The sequence below is a fragment of the Mycolicibacterium arseniciresistens genome, from assembly GCF_030519285.1.
In the GTDB taxonomy this organism is placed as follows: Bacteria; Actinomycetota; Actinomycetes; order Mycobacteriales; family Mycobacteriaceae; genus Mycobacterium; species Mycobacterium arseniciresistens.
The window spans coordinates 42,345-56,530 of the sequence record NZ_JAUMSQ010000025.1; the positions used below are offsets into that span (position 1 = coordinate 42,345).

15 protein-coding genes are annotated in these 14,186 nt (G+C 69.5%); 9 read left to right on the plus strand and 6 right to left on the minus strand.

All coding sequences use genetic code 11. The features are described 5' to 3' along the window. Position 1: 1 nt before the first annotated feature. A complete protein-coding gene (locus Q2100_RS05905; protein WP_269892464.1) occupies positions 2–556 on the minus strand; it encodes a cysteine dioxygenase in 555 nt (184 codons plus the stop codon). A gap of 277 nt (positions 557–833) precedes the next feature. Here Q2100_RS05905 and Q2100_RS05910 point away from each other — a divergent pair, with 277 nt between their 5' ends. Genes Q2100_RS05910 through Q2100_RS05920 form a run of 3 tightly spaced genes read left to right on the plus strand, consistent with a single transcriptional unit; the run spans position 834 to position 2,650 of the window. Beyond that, on the plus strand, positions 834–1,106 hold the full coding sequence (locus Q2100_RS05910; RefSeq protein ID WP_264012811.1) for a hypothetical protein: 273 nt from the start codon (positions 834–836) through the stop codon (positions 1,104–1,106). A gap of 47 nt (positions 1,107–1,153) precedes the next feature. Then, positions 1,154–1,585, plus strand: a complete 432-nt coding sequence (locus tag Q2100_RS05915; protein WP_302913227.1) for a lipoprotein LpqV — start codon at positions 1,154–1,156, stop codon at positions 1,583–1,585. A 33-nt stretch (positions 1,586–1,618) separates the two neighbouring features. Further along, positions 1,619–2,650, plus strand: coding sequence for a patatin-like phospholipase family protein (locus Q2100_RS05920; protein WP_302913228.1), 1,032 nt, complete (start codon positions 1,619–1,621; stop codon positions 2,648–2,650). Here the strand turns inward: Q2100_RS05920 and Q2100_RS05925 are convergent. Beyond that, a complete protein-coding gene (locus Q2100_RS05925; RefSeq protein ID WP_302913229.1) occupies positions 2,647–3,501 on the minus strand; it encodes a patatin-like phospholipase family protein in 855 nt (284 codons plus the stop codon). The genes Q2100_RS05920 and Q2100_RS05925 overlap by 4 nt on opposite strands. 39 nt (positions 3,502–3,540) lie before the next feature. On the opposite strand from Q2100_RS05925, the gene Q2100_RS05930 reads away from it, so the two are divergent. Continuing rightward, complete coding sequence (locus Q2100_RS05930; protein ID WP_302913230.1) at positions 3,541–4,581, plus strand: zinc-binding dehydrogenase; 1,041 nt, start codon at positions 3,541–3,543, stop codon at positions 4,579–4,581. A 9-nt stretch (positions 4,582–4,590) separates the two neighbouring features. Here Q2100_RS05930 and Q2100_RS05935 read toward each other — a convergent pair whose 3' ends face one another. Next, entirely contained in the window at positions 4,591–5,646 is a 1,056-nt protein-coding gene (locus tag Q2100_RS05935; protein ID WP_302913231.1) for an NAD(P)H-dependent amine dehydrogenase family protein, read from the minus strand. A gap of 80 nt (positions 5,647–5,726) precedes the next feature. Between Q2100_RS05935 and Q2100_RS05940 the strand changes: the two genes are divergently transcribed. Further along, a complete protein-coding gene (locus tag Q2100_RS05940; protein ID WP_302913232.1) occupies positions 5,727–6,917 on the plus strand; it encodes a lipid-transfer protein in 1,191 nt (396 codons plus the stop codon). A gap of 82 nt (positions 6,918–6,999) precedes the next feature. On the opposite strand, the gene Q2100_RS05945 is transcribed toward Q2100_RS05940, so the two are convergent. Next, positions 7,000–8,631, minus strand: coding sequence for a long-chain fatty acid--CoA ligase (locus Q2100_RS05945; protein ID WP_302913233.1), 1,632 nt, complete (start codon positions 8,629–8,631; stop codon positions 7,000–7,002). Between the two features lie 153 nt (positions 8,632–8,784). On the opposite strand from Q2100_RS05945, the gene Q2100_RS05950 reads away from it, so the two are divergent. After that, entirely contained in the window at positions 8,785–9,105 is a 321-nt protein-coding gene (locus Q2100_RS05950) for a hypothetical protein (RefSeq protein ID WP_302913234.1), read from the plus strand. Between the two features lie 5 nt (positions 9,106–9,110). On the opposite strand, the gene Q2100_RS05955 is transcribed toward Q2100_RS05950, so the two are convergent. Continuing rightward, positions 9,111–9,437, minus strand: a complete 327-nt coding sequence (locus Q2100_RS05955) for a hypothetical protein (protein WP_407667582.1) — start codon at positions 9,435–9,437, stop codon at positions 9,111–9,113. A 104-nt stretch (positions 9,438–9,541) separates the two neighbouring features. Further along, a complete protein-coding gene (locus Q2100_RS05960) occupies positions 9,542–10,921 on the minus strand; it encodes a cation:dicarboxylate symporter family transporter (protein WP_302913235.1) in 1,380 nt (459 codons plus the stop codon). A 104-nt stretch (positions 10,922–11,025) separates the two neighbouring features. Here Q2100_RS05960 and Q2100_RS05965 point away from each other — a divergent pair, with 104 nt between their 5' ends. The 3 genes from Q2100_RS05965 to Q2100_RS05975 are packed head-to-tail and all read left to right on the plus strand — an operon-like array spanning position 11,026 to position 14,185. Continuing rightward, entirely contained in the window at positions 11,026–11,928 is a 903-nt protein-coding gene (locus tag Q2100_RS05965) for an alpha/beta fold hydrolase (RefSeq protein WP_302913236.1), read from the plus strand. Positions 11,929–11,987: 59 nt separating this feature from the next. Beyond that, positions 11,988–13,499, plus strand: a complete 1,512-nt coding sequence (locus Q2100_RS05970; RefSeq protein ID WP_302913250.1) for a sensor histidine kinase — start codon at positions 11,988–11,990, stop codon at positions 13,497–13,499. After that, complete coding sequence (locus Q2100_RS05975) at positions 13,496–14,185, plus strand: response regulator (protein WP_302913237.1); 690 nt, start codon at positions 13,496–13,498, stop codon at positions 14,183–14,185. Before Q2100_RS05970 ends, Q2100_RS05975 begins: the two co-directional genes overlap by 4 nt. Position 14,186 lies beyond the last annotated feature (1 nt).

Here is a 14,186-nt window from a genome sequence, read left to right on the forward strand (position 1 = left end):
CTCATCCCTCCGGGTGTTCGGTGAGTTCGGTGCGGTTGCGCCGCAACGTCTGCCGATCGGTGACCTCGTAGTACGACATCGCCGTCAGCGGCGGCGAGTAGGCGTGCACGCTGAGCGTAGGCGTCGGAACGGGGTCCGGCGCCCACACCACATCGTGCACCCAACCCAGCGGGAAGCCGGCCTGATCGCCCGCCGACAACCGCCGGCGCCGCAAAGCCTCGCCGTCCCAGCGGGTTTCGGACAGCGATCCCGACACCACGGTGAGCGCGCCGAGCGAGCCGCCGTGGTCGTGCAGTTCGGTCGACCGGTCGGGCACCCAGCTGATGAGCCAGATGTCGAGTTCGTCGTCGCCGTACATGCGGGTGAACCAGCGGTCGTCACTCGGAACGCCGCGCTTCGGCAGCAGGTGGTCGTAGCGGCCGCTGAGCACCTCGTCGGCGCCGGCGTCGGTGGCGTGCAGCAGATCGGGCAACCGGAGCCGGGTGGGCGCCGAGACGGCCGGGGCAACCGCGACGGGCGGCAGCGTGAGGGGACGCGTGGAAACCGCGGAAACCATGGAGGAGCTCCAAAGGGGTGTGACGGGACGGATCGGGGGCGGGCGTCAGGCCCGACAACACTCCAGACGGTCAGTCGTCTTCGTCACAGCGCCAAGTGTTCCACAGCCCGGGACGGCCCGGTAGCCGCCGGCTTTAACCTCAGGATGAATCTGGAAAAGCGCTGGTCGGCTCCCGAGCGCCGGCGGAGCGAACAGAGTGTCGAAGCGTTGGTTCGACGCCTTCGCCCGGGGGTAAAGTCGTGTTCGGGCCGTGGGGAGACGCTGCAGGAGGCCTGCAATGAAGATCAGACATCTGGCAGTCGCCGCGGCTGCCTCGTTCGCGCCGCTGTTGTTCGTGACGGTCGCGACGCCCGGTGTGGGCAGTGCCGCCGAGTGCGGCCCCGGCACGGTGTACGACGCGCCGTCCAACTCGTGTGTGGGTGCTCCCCCGCCACCGCCACCCCCGCCACCCCCGCCACCTCCCCCGCCGTGGAACGGCGACCCGACCCCCGGGTTCTCGATCGGCGTGTGTGCGCCGATCCCGTTCGTCTCGCTCTGCACCGGCATCTGACGCAGGCGGCGGCGGGCCGCTTCGCGCGGTTGCCTAGATTGAGCGGTATGCGCAGCTACCCCGCAGTGGTGTTCGCGGCCGCCGGTGTCCTCGCCCTCGCCGGCTGTTCGTCGGGCTCCGACGACGCCGTCCCCGGCACTTCGCCGCAGCCCGGCCCGTCGACGACGGCCACGTCGGAGACGCGCACGGCGGCCCCGGGCGCGCAGGAGGTGACGCCGGGCGGGGTGACCACCGCCGTCGGCTCGCCAGCGGAGTCCACCGAGGAGGAGTACTTCCAGGCGTGCAACGCCGCCAGGACGTGGATGACCGAGAAGGGCGGCGACCTCGCGTCGCAGATCGAGCCGTACCTCGGCGAGCTGCAGCGTTCGGACTCCGCGGGGCCCGGGACGTTCGGCACGCCGTGGTCGAAGCTGACACCGCCGCGGCAGGCGGCGGTGATCGTCGCGGTCGAGGCGGCGGCCGGCGAGTTGTGCGGCTGACCGTTTCGAACCGGCAGGGCGCACAATAGCGCCATGAGCAAGCGGGTCGCTCTGGTGCTGGGCAGCGGCGGGGCTCGTGGCTACGCGCACATCGGGGTGATCGACGAGTTGCGCGGCCGCGGCTACGAGGTCGTCGGGGTGTCGGGGTCGTCGATGGGCGCCCTCGTCGGCGGCCTGCACGCAGCGGGGAAGCTCGACGAGTACGCCGAGTGGGCGAAGGGCCTGACGCAGCGTGCGGTGCTCCGGCTGCTCGATCCGGCGATCACCGCCGCCGGGGTGCTGCGGGCCGAGAAGATCATCGACGCGGTCCGCGAGATCCTCGGCGAGGTGGCGATCGAGGACCTCCCGATCCCGTACACCGCGGTGACGACGGATCTGATCGCGGGCAAGTCGGTGTGGTTGCAGCGCGGGCCGCTCGACGAGGCGATCCGCGCCTCCATCGCCATTCCCGGCGTGATCATGCCCTACGTGCTGGACGGCCGGTTGCTCGCCGACGGCGGCATCCTCGACCCGCTGCCGATGGCGCCGATCTCGGCCGTCAACGCCGACCTGACGATCGCGGTGAGCCTGAGCGGCAGCGAGTCCGGCGGGCGCGCCGAACCCGACGGCGACCAGTCGGGCGTCAACACCGAATGGCTGAACCGCCTGCTGCGCAGCACATCTGCGCTGCTCGACACCAAGTCGGCTCGCGCAGTGCTCGACACGCCCGCGGTGCGGTCGATGCTCAGCCGGTTCGGCACCACCGAAGACCCGGAGGACGGCACCGTCGACGACGCTGCCGACGGGGACGGCTCCGAGGACCTCGACGAGGTGGATGACGTCGTGGTGCCCCGGCTGAGCAGCTTCGAGGTGATGAACCGCACCATCGACATCGCGCAGGCAGCGCTGGCCCGCCACACGCTGGCCGGCTACCCGCCGGATCTGCTGATCGAGGTGCCTCGCACCGTCTGCCGCAGCCTCGACTTCCACCGCGCCGCTGAGGTCATCCAGGTCGGCCGCGAGCTGGCGACGCGCGCGCTCGACGAGCTGGAGGCGCCGGGCCTCAGCCCGCTGCTGACCCCCTAGCCGAGGAACGCCGCGATCTCAGCGGCCACCCGGCGGCCCTGTGTCCGCCCGGCCTGTGCGGAGGGGATGCGGCATGCCGGGTCGAGCGGGTTGGCGCCGAATGCGGCGAGCGCGTCGTCGTCGGCGAACACCCCGAGCACCCGGTCACCGTGTGAGGCGATCTCTTCGGCAGCGCCGCCGCCGAACGGCGACGGCGAGTTCCGGCCGGACGGCACCAGCACCACGACGGCGTCGCAGTCGTCGACGAAGCGCAGATTGATGGTGCTGCCCACACCGCCGTCCATGTAGCGGCGGCCGTCGATCGTCACCGGCGGCCATGCACCGGGCACCGCACAACTGGCGGCCACGGCGTCGACGAGGCCGACACCGGCGGACCGGTCGAAGACGACGAGTTCACCGGTCGCGGTGTCGATCGCAGGGATCCGCAGCACCCGGTCGGGCCACTCGTGCGACGGCAGCCGGGCGGCGATGACGTCGCGCCGCACCGCCTCGTCGACCGTCGGGGTGGACACCGCGATCTCGCCGATCCGCTGCAGCTTCTGCGTGGTGGTCAGGCCGGGCTGCGCCATCGCGCCGACGAACAGTTCGACGATGCCTTCGATGCCGACGGCCGGACTGAGTTCGGCGGACGCCGTAGCCAATTGGCGCTCGAACAGCGCGTCGAGGCCCGTGCCGCTGCTGATCTGCGCGGCGACCGTCGATCCGGCGGAGGTGCCCAGCAGGACGTCGGCGCCGAGCAGCGCCTGCGCCGTCGACGGCGACTCGTCGGCGATGCCCTGCAGAATGCCGGTCTCCCAGGCGATACCCGCTATCCCGCCGCCGGCGAGGACCAGTGCCCTTTTCGTTGTCACGGGTCCCGAGTGTGCCAGCCGTCGCCTACCGTGAGGCGGATGGCCACCATGCGCGCGCAGCGCTTCTACGCCGACACCAGGACCGTCACCGTGGAGGACGTCCCGGTTCCCGCGCCGGGCCCGGGTGAGGTGCTGGTCAAGGTCGCGTACTGCGGCATCTGCCACTCCGACCTCAGCCTGATCAACGGCACATTTCCCTCGCAGCTGCCGGTGGTCACCCAGGGGCACGAGACGTCGGGCACCGTCGCGGCCATCGGGCCCGGCGTCACCGGCTGGGCGGAGGGCGACCGCGTGGTGGTGGCCGCCGGCAAGCCGTGCCTGGAATGCGTGAACTGCCGCCGCGGCGACATGTCGAACTGCCTGCGCATCCGGTTGATGGCGTTCGCCTACGACGGCGGCTGGGCCGAATACACGGTGGCTCAGGCGTTCGGCCTGACGAGGATTCCGGACAACGTGCCGATGGAGCAGGCCGCGATCCTGGCCGACGCCGTCTCGACGCCCTATGGGGCGGTGGTCCGGACGGCCGGTGTCGGTATCGGCGAATCCGTCGGCGTCTGGGGTGTCGGCGGATTGGGCACGCACATCATCCAACTCGCCCGGCTGGTCGGCGCCGCCCCGATCATCGCGGTCGACATCAAACCCGCCATCCTCGACAGGGCGCTGGCCGTCGGCGCCGACCACGCGTTCGACGCGCGCGACCCCGACCTCGCGGGCAGGATCGCCGAGGTCACCGGCGGACGCAACCTCGACGTCGCGTTCGACGCGGTCGGCCTCGGGTCGACGTTCGAGCAGGCCCTGAACAGCCTGACCGTCGGCGGCAGGCTCGTCGGTGTCGGGATGAGCGCCGACGCTCCCACCATCGGGCCGACCTCGATCTTCAACCTGTTCAAGCGCCAGGTGCTCGGACACCTCGGGTATCAGAACTCCGACATCGGCACACTGGCTCAACTAGTTTCGCTGGGCCGCCTGGACCTGTCGCGCTCGATCAGTGCCGTCGTTCCGCTGGAGGACGTGGCACTCGGCATCGAGAAGTTGGAGAAGGCCGACGGCGATCCGATCCGGATTCTGGTGCAGCCGTGAGTCTTCGGGTCAGCGCAGCCGCGGCGCCGCCTTGGCGCTGATCAACGGCAGGTCGAGGTAGGTGGCGATGCCCGGCGCGGCGGCACACACCGCGGGCACCGAGTTCACACAGTGCGCCGCTGTCGCCACGATTCCGTTGTTGCACTCGAGGCCCTCCGCCACGCTCTCGGGCTGGAATCCCTTGATGGTCACCGCGAAGTCCGGGTTGCCCTTCGCCTCCATCTCGTAGCGCTCGCCCGCCGGTCCGAAATCCCATGGCGGGTCCAGGTTCTCCTGTCCCATCAGCCAGTTGACGGTGACCCGCACGACGACCTCGTCGCCGACGAGCGCCTCCCAGTGGAACTTGCGGCCTGCGACCTGCCCGGGTTCGATGGCGCCCATCGGGGAGTCGATCGGCGCGGTCGCGACGGCGATCTCCTGCGTGGCGCAAATCTGCGGGTCGGCGTTGAACCCCATGGCGTCGACGATCATCTTCACCGACTGGATGAAACCGCCGTCGAGCAGCTTCTGCATCGGTCCGGTGAGCGCCTTCTCGGGCGTGTCGCCGAAACCCATCACGTAGCGCAGCACGTCGGGTGCGTCGTAGGTGCGCAGATCGGAGAACTCCTCGGCGCGAACGAACGTCACACCGGTCGACATGATCGACATCATCAGCGGGAACTTGTCGCTGATGCCGCCCGGCGCAATGCCGGTGCCGTGCAACGTGACACCGCCTTCGACGGCGGCGGTACGCAGCGGTGCGCTCTCCTTCTCCCCCGGGTAGAACCAGCCGACCGGGGTGACGACGTTCTTGCCCGAGCGCAGCAGCGCCTCGACCTCCTGGGGGTTGGGCAGCAACGGCGCGTAGATCACCGCGTCGGCGTCGAGGGCGAGGATGTCCTCCACACTGTTGGTCGCGGCGATGCCGATCGGGTCGACACCCACCAGGTCCCCGACGTCGCGTCCGGCCTTGTCCGCTGAGTGCACCCAGCATCCGGCGAGTTCCAGGTCGGGGTGCTCGAGCACGCCCTTGATCGCGGCGACCCCGACTCCGCCCGTCGCCCACTGCACGACCCGTAGGCCCACGTCACCCTCCTTGTCGGCGAATTAGAACACGTTCTATTGTGGTCTACACCACTTGCGGTGATAAGCGAAGGGCCACAGCCATGCCTGAAAAAGTGTTCGTCGTCGGCGTCGGGATGACGAAGTTCGAGAAGCCCGGCCGCCGCGAGGGGTGGGACTACCCGCAGATGGCCAAGGAGTCGGGCACCAAGGCGCTCGAGGACGCCGGCATCGACTACTCCGAGGTGCAGCAGGGCTACGTCGGCTACTGCAGCGGCGACTCGACGTCGGGCAACCGCGCGCTCTACGAGCTGGGCATGACCGGCATCCCGGTGGTCAACGTCAACAACAACTGCTCGACCGGGTCGACGGCGCTGTTCCTGGCCGCCCAGACCATTCGCGGCGGACTGGCCGACTGCACGATCGCGCTCGGCTTCGAGAAGATGCAGCCCGGCGCGCTGGCCGGCGGCGCCGAGGACCGCGAGTCGCCGCTGGGCCGCCACATCAAGGCGCTGGCCGAGATCGAGGAGTTCGCCTTCCCCGTCGCGCCGTGGATGTTCGCCGCCGCCGGCCGCGAGCACATGCGCCAGCACGGTTCCACCGCAGAGCATTTCGCCAAGATCGGCTACAAGAACCACAAGCACTCGGTGAACAACCCGTACGCACAGTTCCAGGAGGAGTACAGCCTCGACGACATCCTTGGCGCGCGGATGATCTCCGATCCGGTGACCAAGCTGCAGTGCTCGCCCACCTCGGACGGCTCCGGGGCGGCGATCCTGGCCAGCGAGGCGTTCATCGACAAGCACGGACTGGCGGGGCAGGCCGTGGAGATCGTCGGCCAGGCGATGACCACCGACTTCGAGTCGACGTTCGACGGGAGCGCCAAGAACGTCATCGGCTACGACATGAACGTGCAGGCGGCGCGCCAGGTGTACGACCAGTCCGGTCTCGGCCCCACCGACTTCCAGGTGATCGAGCTGCACGACTGCTTCTCGGCCAACGAACTGTTGCTCTACGAGGCCCTCGGCCTGTGCGGCGAGGGTGAGGCCCCGAAGCTGATCGACAACAACGACACCACCTACGGCGGCCGCTGGGTGGTCAATCCGTCGGGCGGGCTGATCTCGAAGGGCCACCCGCTGGGCGCCACCGGGCTGGCGCAGTGCGCGGAGTTGACGTGGCAGCTGCGCGGCACCGCCGACAAGCGTCAGGTCGACAACGTGACAGCAGCGCTGCAGCACAACATCGGGCTCGGCGGCGCGGCCGTCGTCACGGCCTACCAGCGCGCCGAGCGGTAGTCACCTTCCAGCGCGAGCAGACGCAAAATCGCACGGCCGAGGGCACAGACGTGCGAATTTGCGTCTGCTCGCCGGAGAAACGTCAGTCCCGCAGTTCGATGACCTCGTAGGCGCCGTCGGCGTGGCGGGCGCGGATGGTCTTCTTGTCGTACTTGCCGACGCTGGTGCGCGGCACCTCGTCGACGAACGTCCAGCGTTCCGGCAGCCACCAGCGGACGACCTTGTCGGCGAGGAACTCCCGCAGTTCGGCGGGATCGGCGGCCGCGCCCTCGTTGAGCACCACCGCCGCCAGCGGGCGCTCCTGCCACCGGTCGTCGGGCACGCCGACGACGGCCGCCTCGAGCACCGCCTCGTGCGCGATGAGGTGGTTCTCGAGTTCGACCGATGAGATCCACTCGCCGCCGGACTTGATGACGTCCTTGGCACGGTCGGTGAGTGTGACGAAGCCCTGCGGGTCGACGCGGCCGACGTCGCCGGTGCGCAGCCATCCGTCGTCGAACTTCTCGCCGTCGCGGCCGCGGTAGTAGCCGCCGGTGATCCACGGCCCGCGGACCTCGATCTCGCCGACCGCCTTGCCGTCGTGTGGCAGCGGGTTGCCCTCGTCGTCGACGATCCGCACCTCGACCCCGCACGCCGGGCGGCCCTGCGACGCACGCTGCATCCACCGCTCGTCTTCGCTCACACCGGGTGTCGGATGCGCCACGGTCGCCAGCGGCGACGTCTCGGTCATCCCCCACGCCTGCACGATCCGCACACCGAGCTGCTCGTAGGCGCGCATCAGCGAGACGGGCACCGCCGACCCGCCGCTGGTGATCAGCCGCAACGACGAGATGTCGTGCCCCGAAGACGATTCGATCCGGTGCAGGATGTCGTTCCAGATGGTGGGCACCGCGCCGGCCACCGTGGGCCGTTGCGCCTCGATGACGTCGATCAGCGATGCCGCGTCCATGAACCGGTCGGGCAGCACCAGATCGGCGCCGGCCATCAGCGCCGCGTACGGCAGACCCCAGGCATTGGCGTGGAACATCGGCACGATCGGCAGCACCGAGTCGCTGTAGCCGATACCCGACGCGTTGGCCGTACAGGCGTTCATGGAGTGCAGGTAGCTCGAACGGTGGCTGTAGACAACGCCTTTGGGATTGCCGGTGGTGCCGCTGGTGTAGCACATCGCGGCCGCCGAATTCTCGTCGATCGCCGGCCAGTCGAAGACCGGACGTTCGTCGGCGACGACGTCGGCGTAGCGCAGCACCCTCATGTGCGGCGAATCGAGCCGGTCGAGGTCACCGTCGCCGACGGCGATCACGGTGTGCACAGTGTCCAGCAGCGGCAGCACGGGCGCGAGCTGAGCGACCAGCGAGACATCGGCGATGATCACCCTGTCCTCGGCCTCGTTGGCGATGAACGCGATCTGTTCGGGCGACAGCCTGATGTTCAGCGTGTGCAGCACCGCACCCATCGACGGCACCGCGAGGTAGGCGGCCAGGTGTTCGGCGTTGTTCCACATGAACGTGCCGACGCGTTCGTCGCCGGTGACGCCGAGCCGCCGCAGCGCGTTGGCCAGCCGGGCGGCCTGGTCACCGACTTCGCGGTAGCTCATCGTGCGGTAGCCGCCCTCGCCGGTGGCGGTGGTGACGGCGCGGTCGCCGTTCACGGTCGCGGCGTGCCGCATGATCGCCGCGATCGTCAACGGACAGTCCTGCATGGTGCTGCGCATCGAACGCCTCCCCTCCGGTTGGGCGCGATGCTAATGCGGGGGCGCCGGCGGAGTCCTCCGATTGGTGCTGTCGAACGCCCGGGCTCCGGAACGTTTGGGCTTCCGCCGGCGATGTATTCAGAGGATGGTTGAGGTGAACCAGGAGGTTCGGTCATGAATGCGAAGACAGCACTGGGCGCGGCGGTACTGGCGATGTGTGGGGTGCTGGCCGTACCCGCCGGTCTCGCGTCGGCCGAGGAAACGGCGCTGGAGACCATCACCCGCTATGAGGACGCCGGTTACACGGTCAACATCGACCGGATCGGTTCCGCACCGCTCGACCAATGCACCGTCACCGGGATCCGCAATCCCCAAGAGACCATACGGCTGGAACCCAACAACGGTCAGTACCGATGGTGGGACGACGACTACGACGACAGGTTGATCGAGGTCGTCGTCCGCACCATCTCGGTGTCGCTGAACTGCTCGCGCTGACACCCTCAGCGTGAGCAGTCCACCGAGACGGTGATCGTCTGGCGTCGGTTGTCGCCGGTGGCGAACGGGTTGTCGCCGTCCTCGTCGCGCAGGACGAATCCGGTCTGCCTGCGCGGGTTCTTGATGTCGGTGACGACGCATTCGTCGAGCGGCGCGCTGCCCAACCGGTTGACCTTCACGTCGAAACCCTGTGCCTCGAGGGTGGCGATGGTCAGGCTCGCCGAGTCGGCAGCCGCCTCGGCCACTGCCGCCGGCGCGAGGATCGCCGCGCAGGCCGCGGCCGCGATACCGGTGGTGATCAACAGGTAGGTCTTCATGGTCGTGCCCTTCATTCGTCGTTGACTGCTTCAGAAGGCTCGACGGCAGAGGCACCGAAAAGGTTCACCGCAGCGAAAAGCCCGGCCGAGGAGTGTCGGCCGGGCTCTTCGCGTGTCGGTCAGGCGGTGACGGTCTGCCGCCTGTCCGCGTGGTCGTCGTCCACCATGGTGAGTTCGTCGAACGGATCGTCACCGCGCAGGACGGAGTCGACCCTGCCCTTGTCGATCGTGTGGGTCCACGAACCGACGAGGATGGTGGCGACGGCGTTGCCGGAGAAGTTGGTCAGCGCGCGGGCCTCTGACATGAACCGGTCGATACCGACGATCAGGCCCACACCGTCGAGCAGGTCCGGGCGGTGCGCCTGCAGACCGCCTGCCAGGGTGGCCAGGCCTGCGCCGGTGACCCCGGCCGCACCCTTGGACGCGACGATCATGAACACCAGCAGCCCGATCTGTTCGCCAACCGACAGCGGGTCGCCGAGTGCTCCGGCGATGAACAGCGACGCCATCGTCAGGTAGATCGCGGTGCCGTCCAGGTTGAACGAGTAACCGGTCGGGACAACGACACCGACGGTGGTGCGGTCGACGCCGAGGTGCTCCATCTTGGCGATCAGCCGCGGCAGCGCCGATTCCGACGACGACGTCGACACGATCAGCAGGTACTCGCGCGCCAGGTAGCGCACCAGCTTGAAGATGGACACGCCGGACACCACCCGCAGGATGACGCCGAGCACACCGAACACGAAGATGATGCACGTGATGTAGAAGCCGAGCATCAGGCCGAGCAGCTGCGTGACCGCCGACCAGCCGGTCTGACCCACCACGTTGGCGATGGCGCCGAAGGCGCCGATCGGGGCCAGCCACAGGATCATCACCAGGACCTTGAACACCAGCTTCTGCAGCGAGGCGATGGCCCGCAATGCCGGCTCGCCTGCGGTGCCCATGCCCTGCAGCGCGAATCCGACGAGCAGCGCGACGAACAGCGCCTGCAGCACGCTGCCTTCGGTCAGCGAGGAGAACAGCGTCTCGGGGATGATGCCCTGGACGAAGTCGAGCATGCCGCCCGACTCGTGGGCCTTCTCGGCCAGCTCCGCACCCTTGCCCGCGGTGCTCTCGGACAGGTTCAGCCCGCTGCCGGGGTGCAGGATGTTGCCGACCACCAGGCCGATGGCGAGGGCGAAGGTGGACATCGCGAGAAAGTAGACGAAGGCCAGGCCACCGAGCTTGCCGACGGTGGCGGCCTTGCGTACCGATCCGATGCCCAACACGATCGTGCAGAAGATGACGGGGGCGATCATCATCTTGATCAGGTCGACGAACATCGTGCCGAGAATGCCGACGCTCTTGCCGACCTCGGGGGCGAGCAGGCCCACCACCACGCCGGCCACCACGGCGACGACGACCGCGATGTAGAGCCAATGTGTGCGGTCGCGGCGCTTGGGCGGCTCAGGCGTGGGATCGGGTTGCGACGGCGGGGGCGGGTCCAGGGTCACGCTCATGGCTCTTCTCCAAGGTCGACAGCGAATGTGATCTGCAAGTAGGTTCGGCGAGGACGTGAGCCAGGTCACGCTTTAGTTCATTAAGTGCAGCGGGAGGCGGAAGGGTGGTCGACGACACGGACGGCGCCGAAGGTCAGGTGACGACGCCGGACGGCCGCACCTTGAGCTATCTCGAAGTGGGAAACCCGGGCGGGCCCCTGGTGCTACACAACCACGGCGGGCCCAGCAGCAGGCTCGAGGCGCGCCTGTTCGCGGACGCGGCGGCGGCCCGAGGGCTGCGGTTCGTCTGCGTCGACCGTCCCGGCTTCGGGCGCTCCACCCGGCAGCGCAATCGCACCTACCGCGGCTGGACCGAGGACCTGACCACGGTCGCCGACGCACTGGGCCGCCACGAATTCGGTGTGACGGGCTGGTCGGAGGGCGGCCCGTGGGCGCTGGCCGCCGCGGCCTACCTCGACCCGGCACGGCTGCGCCACGTCAGCAGTCTGGCCCCGGGCAGCTACGGCGCCTTCGGTGACAACTGGGCGGCCGGCCGGCTGTCGAGAGCCGACGCGTTCGGCGGCACCTTGGCGCTGCGCTTCCGGCCGGGCTTCCATCTGATGTACGCGGCGGTCGGGTTGACGGCCACCCGCTTCCCGCGGAGTTACCTGAAAGAAGTGCGCAAGGCCGTCAACGACTACGACCGGGAGATCCTTCAGCAGGCCCACAACGCGGCCGCCTTCGCCGACGCCGGCGCCGAGTGCTTCGCGCAGGGCAGCGAGGGATTGGTGCGCGACGCCGACCTGCTGTACCGGCAGTGGGCTTTCGACGTGACGGCCATCGAACGTCCGGTGCATCTGTGGCAGGGACTCGACGACCGGCTGGTCCCGGCGTCGATCAACGCGACGGTGGCCGAACGGATGCCCGGCGCGCAGTGGCATCCGGTACCCGGGGCAGGGCATTTCGTCGCCGTCGGCTGCGCCGACGAGGTCTTCACAATCGCCGCAGCGGATCTCGGCGCGGACTAGGCGGGCGCCCGGTGCGGTGGACAGCCTGGCCGCGGTCGCTGGCCGGTCAGGCGATCGCGATGCAGATCGTGGTGATCGCCGTGATCGTGCTGGCCGGCAGCGTGCTGGCGCTGCTGGACGCGCGCCGCGACGGCGACGAGGCCGCGCGTCAGCAGGTGATCGCCATCGCCACCGCGCTGGCCGACGCACCGTCGACGGCGTCGGCGATCGAATCAGGCACTGCCACAGCGGCTCTGCAACCGGTCACCGAGGCGGTCCGGATGCACACCGACATCGCGTTCATCACCATCATGGCGCCCGACGGCATCCGCTACACCCACACCGATCCCCGCCAGATAGGCGGCCGGTACCTCGGCACGACGGAGCCCGCCCTGCGCGGTGAGACGTTCAGCGAGGTCTACACCGGCACGCTGGGTCCGTCGATCCGGGCGGTCGCGCCCGTGCGCAACGGGTCCGGTGAGATCGTCGGGCTGGTCTCGGCGGGGATCACCCAGCAGACCCTCGCGCAGCGATGGCGCGGCCAGGTCCCCACGATCGCCGCGGTGAGCGCTGCGGCGCTTGTGGTGTCGTCGCTCGGGCTGTGGCTCATCCGGCGACGCCTGCTCCGGCAGACCCACGGCCTGCGGCCCGACGAACTGCGGGTGATGTACGAACACCACGACGCGATCCTGCATTCGGTGTCGGAGGGTCTGATCGTGCTCGACCGCAACGGCGTCGCGCTGGTCAACGACGAGGCCCGCCGCCTGCTCGGGCTGCCGCCCGGCCCGGTGGACGCCTCGGCACTGCCCGACTTCCTGCGCGCCCACGACCCCGGTGTGCGCGACGAGGTGCACGTCACCGACGAACGGGTGCTGGTGGTGAACCGCTCGCGGGTCGCCGAATCGGAGTCCGAGGTGGTGACGGTCCGCGATCGCACCGAATTACAGGGTGCGCTCGGCGAACTCAGCTCCCTGCAGGTGCTCGCCGACTCGCTGCGCGCGCAGGCGCACGAAGCCGCCAACAAGCTGCACACCGTCGTCACCATGGTGGAGATGGGCAGGCCGGAGGACGCGGTGACGTTCGCGACCCGCGAGCTGGAGCTGTCGCAGCGCCTCGTCGACCGGCTCTCCGAGGCCGTCGGCGAGCCGGCGTTGGTGGCGCTCCTGCTCGGCAAGACCGCGCAGGCCGACGAGCGGGGCATCGCGCTGACCGTCACCGAGGACACCCACCTGCCGTCGGATGCCGATGACGTGCCGCTGACCGGTCAGGAGATGGTCACGGTGCTGGGCAATCTCGTCGACAACGCGATGGACGCGTGCGACCGCGACGACCCGTGGGTGGAGGTGACCGTGACCCTGGACGACGACACCCTGCTGATGCGGGTGGCCGACAGCGGGTCAGGGATGGACGCCCAGGCGTTCCGGCGGGCGATGCAGCGCGGGTACTCGACGAAGTCCGGCACGGACGCCGACCAGCACGGCCTCGGACTCGCGTTGGTGGCGCAGGTGGTCGACCGCCATCGGGGCACGCTGACCGCCGACGTCACCTACGGTTCGGTGGTGACGGTGACCGTGCCGCGGGAGGCGTCGTGATCTCGGTGCTGATCGTCGAGGACGACCCGTTGATCGCCGAGGCGCATCAGGTGTATCTCGGCCGGCTGCCGGGGTTCACGACGGCGGCCGTCGCGCACACCGCGCGCGACGGCATGCGGTTGGCGGCCGAGGCAGCGGCGTCGGACGCTCCGATCGACCTCGTGCTGCTCGACATCGGACTGCCCGACGCGAGCGGGATCTCGCTGGCGTCGGCGCTTTCGGGGTTGCGGCCCGCACCCGACATCATCGCGATCACGTCGGAGCGGGATCTGGAGATGGTGCGCGCCGCGGTGTCCCACGGCGCGCTCGCATACCTGCTCAAACCGTTCACCTTCGCGGCGTTCCGCGACCGCCTCGAGCGCTACCGCCGCTACCGTGACGCGTTGCCCGCGGGCACCGACGCGGCCAGTCAGGTCGAGGTCGACCGGGCACTGGCCGAATTGCGGATCGCCACCGACAGGTCGGTGACGCCCAAGGGTGCGGCCGCGGGCACCACCGACGAGATCGCCCGAATCGTCCGCGACGCCGCCGAGGGTCTGACGGCCGACGAGGTGGCCAGGCAGATCGGGGTGTCACGGGTCACGGCGTGGCGCTACCTCGAGCGGCTCGCCGACGACGGCACCGTCACCCGCGCCACCGACTACGGAAAGGCCGGCCGCCCCAAGACCCGTTACGAGTGGCGCTGAA

What these genes read in the sequence shown, in the direction of transcription:
- Q2100_RS05905 (WP_269892464.1), bottom strand. Translation starts at nt 556, where the DNA reads ATGGTTTCCGCGGTTTCCACGCGTCCCCTCACGCTGCCGCCCGTCGCG.
- Q2100_RS05910 (WP_264012811.1), top strand. Translation starts at nt 834, where the DNA reads ATGAAGATCAGACATCTGGCAGTCGCCGCGGCTGCCTCGTTCGCGCCG.
- Q2100_RS05915 (WP_302913227.1), top strand. Translation starts at nt 1,154, where the DNA reads ATGCGCAGCTACCCCGCAGTGGTGTTCGCGGCCGCCGGTGTCCTCGCC.
- Q2100_RS05920 (WP_302913228.1), top strand. Translation starts at nt 1,619, where the DNA reads ATGAGCAAGCGGGTCGCTCTGGTGCTGGGCAGCGGCGGGGCTCGTGGC.
- Q2100_RS05930 (WP_302913230.1), top strand. Translation starts at nt 3,541, where the DNA reads ATGGCCACCATGCGCGCGCAGCGCTTCTACGCCGACACCAGGACCGTC.
- Q2100_RS05940 (WP_302913232.1), top strand. Translation starts at nt 5,727, where the DNA reads ATGCCTGAAAAAGTGTTCGTCGTCGGCGTCGGGATGACGAAGTTCGAG.
- Q2100_RS05945 (WP_302913233.1), bottom strand. Translation starts at nt 8,631, where the DNA reads ATGCGCAGCACCATGCAGGACTGTCCGTTGACGATCGCGGCGATCATG.
- Q2100_RS05950 (WP_302913234.1), top strand. Translation starts at nt 8,785, where the DNA reads ATGAATGCGAAGACAGCACTGGGCGCGGCGGTACTGGCGATGTGTGGG.
- Q2100_RS05955 (WP_407667582.1), bottom strand. Translation starts at nt 9,437, where the DNA reads ATGAAGGGCACGACCATGAAGACCTACCTGTTGATCACCACCGGTATC.
- Q2100_RS05960 (WP_302913235.1), bottom strand. Translation starts at nt 10,921, where the DNA reads ATGAGCGTGACCCTGGACCCGCCCCCGCCGTCGCAACCCGATCCCACG.
- Q2100_RS05970 (WP_302913250.1), top strand. Translation starts at nt 11,988, where the DNA reads ATGCAGATCGTGGTGATCGCCGTGATCGTGCTGGCCGGCAGCGTGCTG.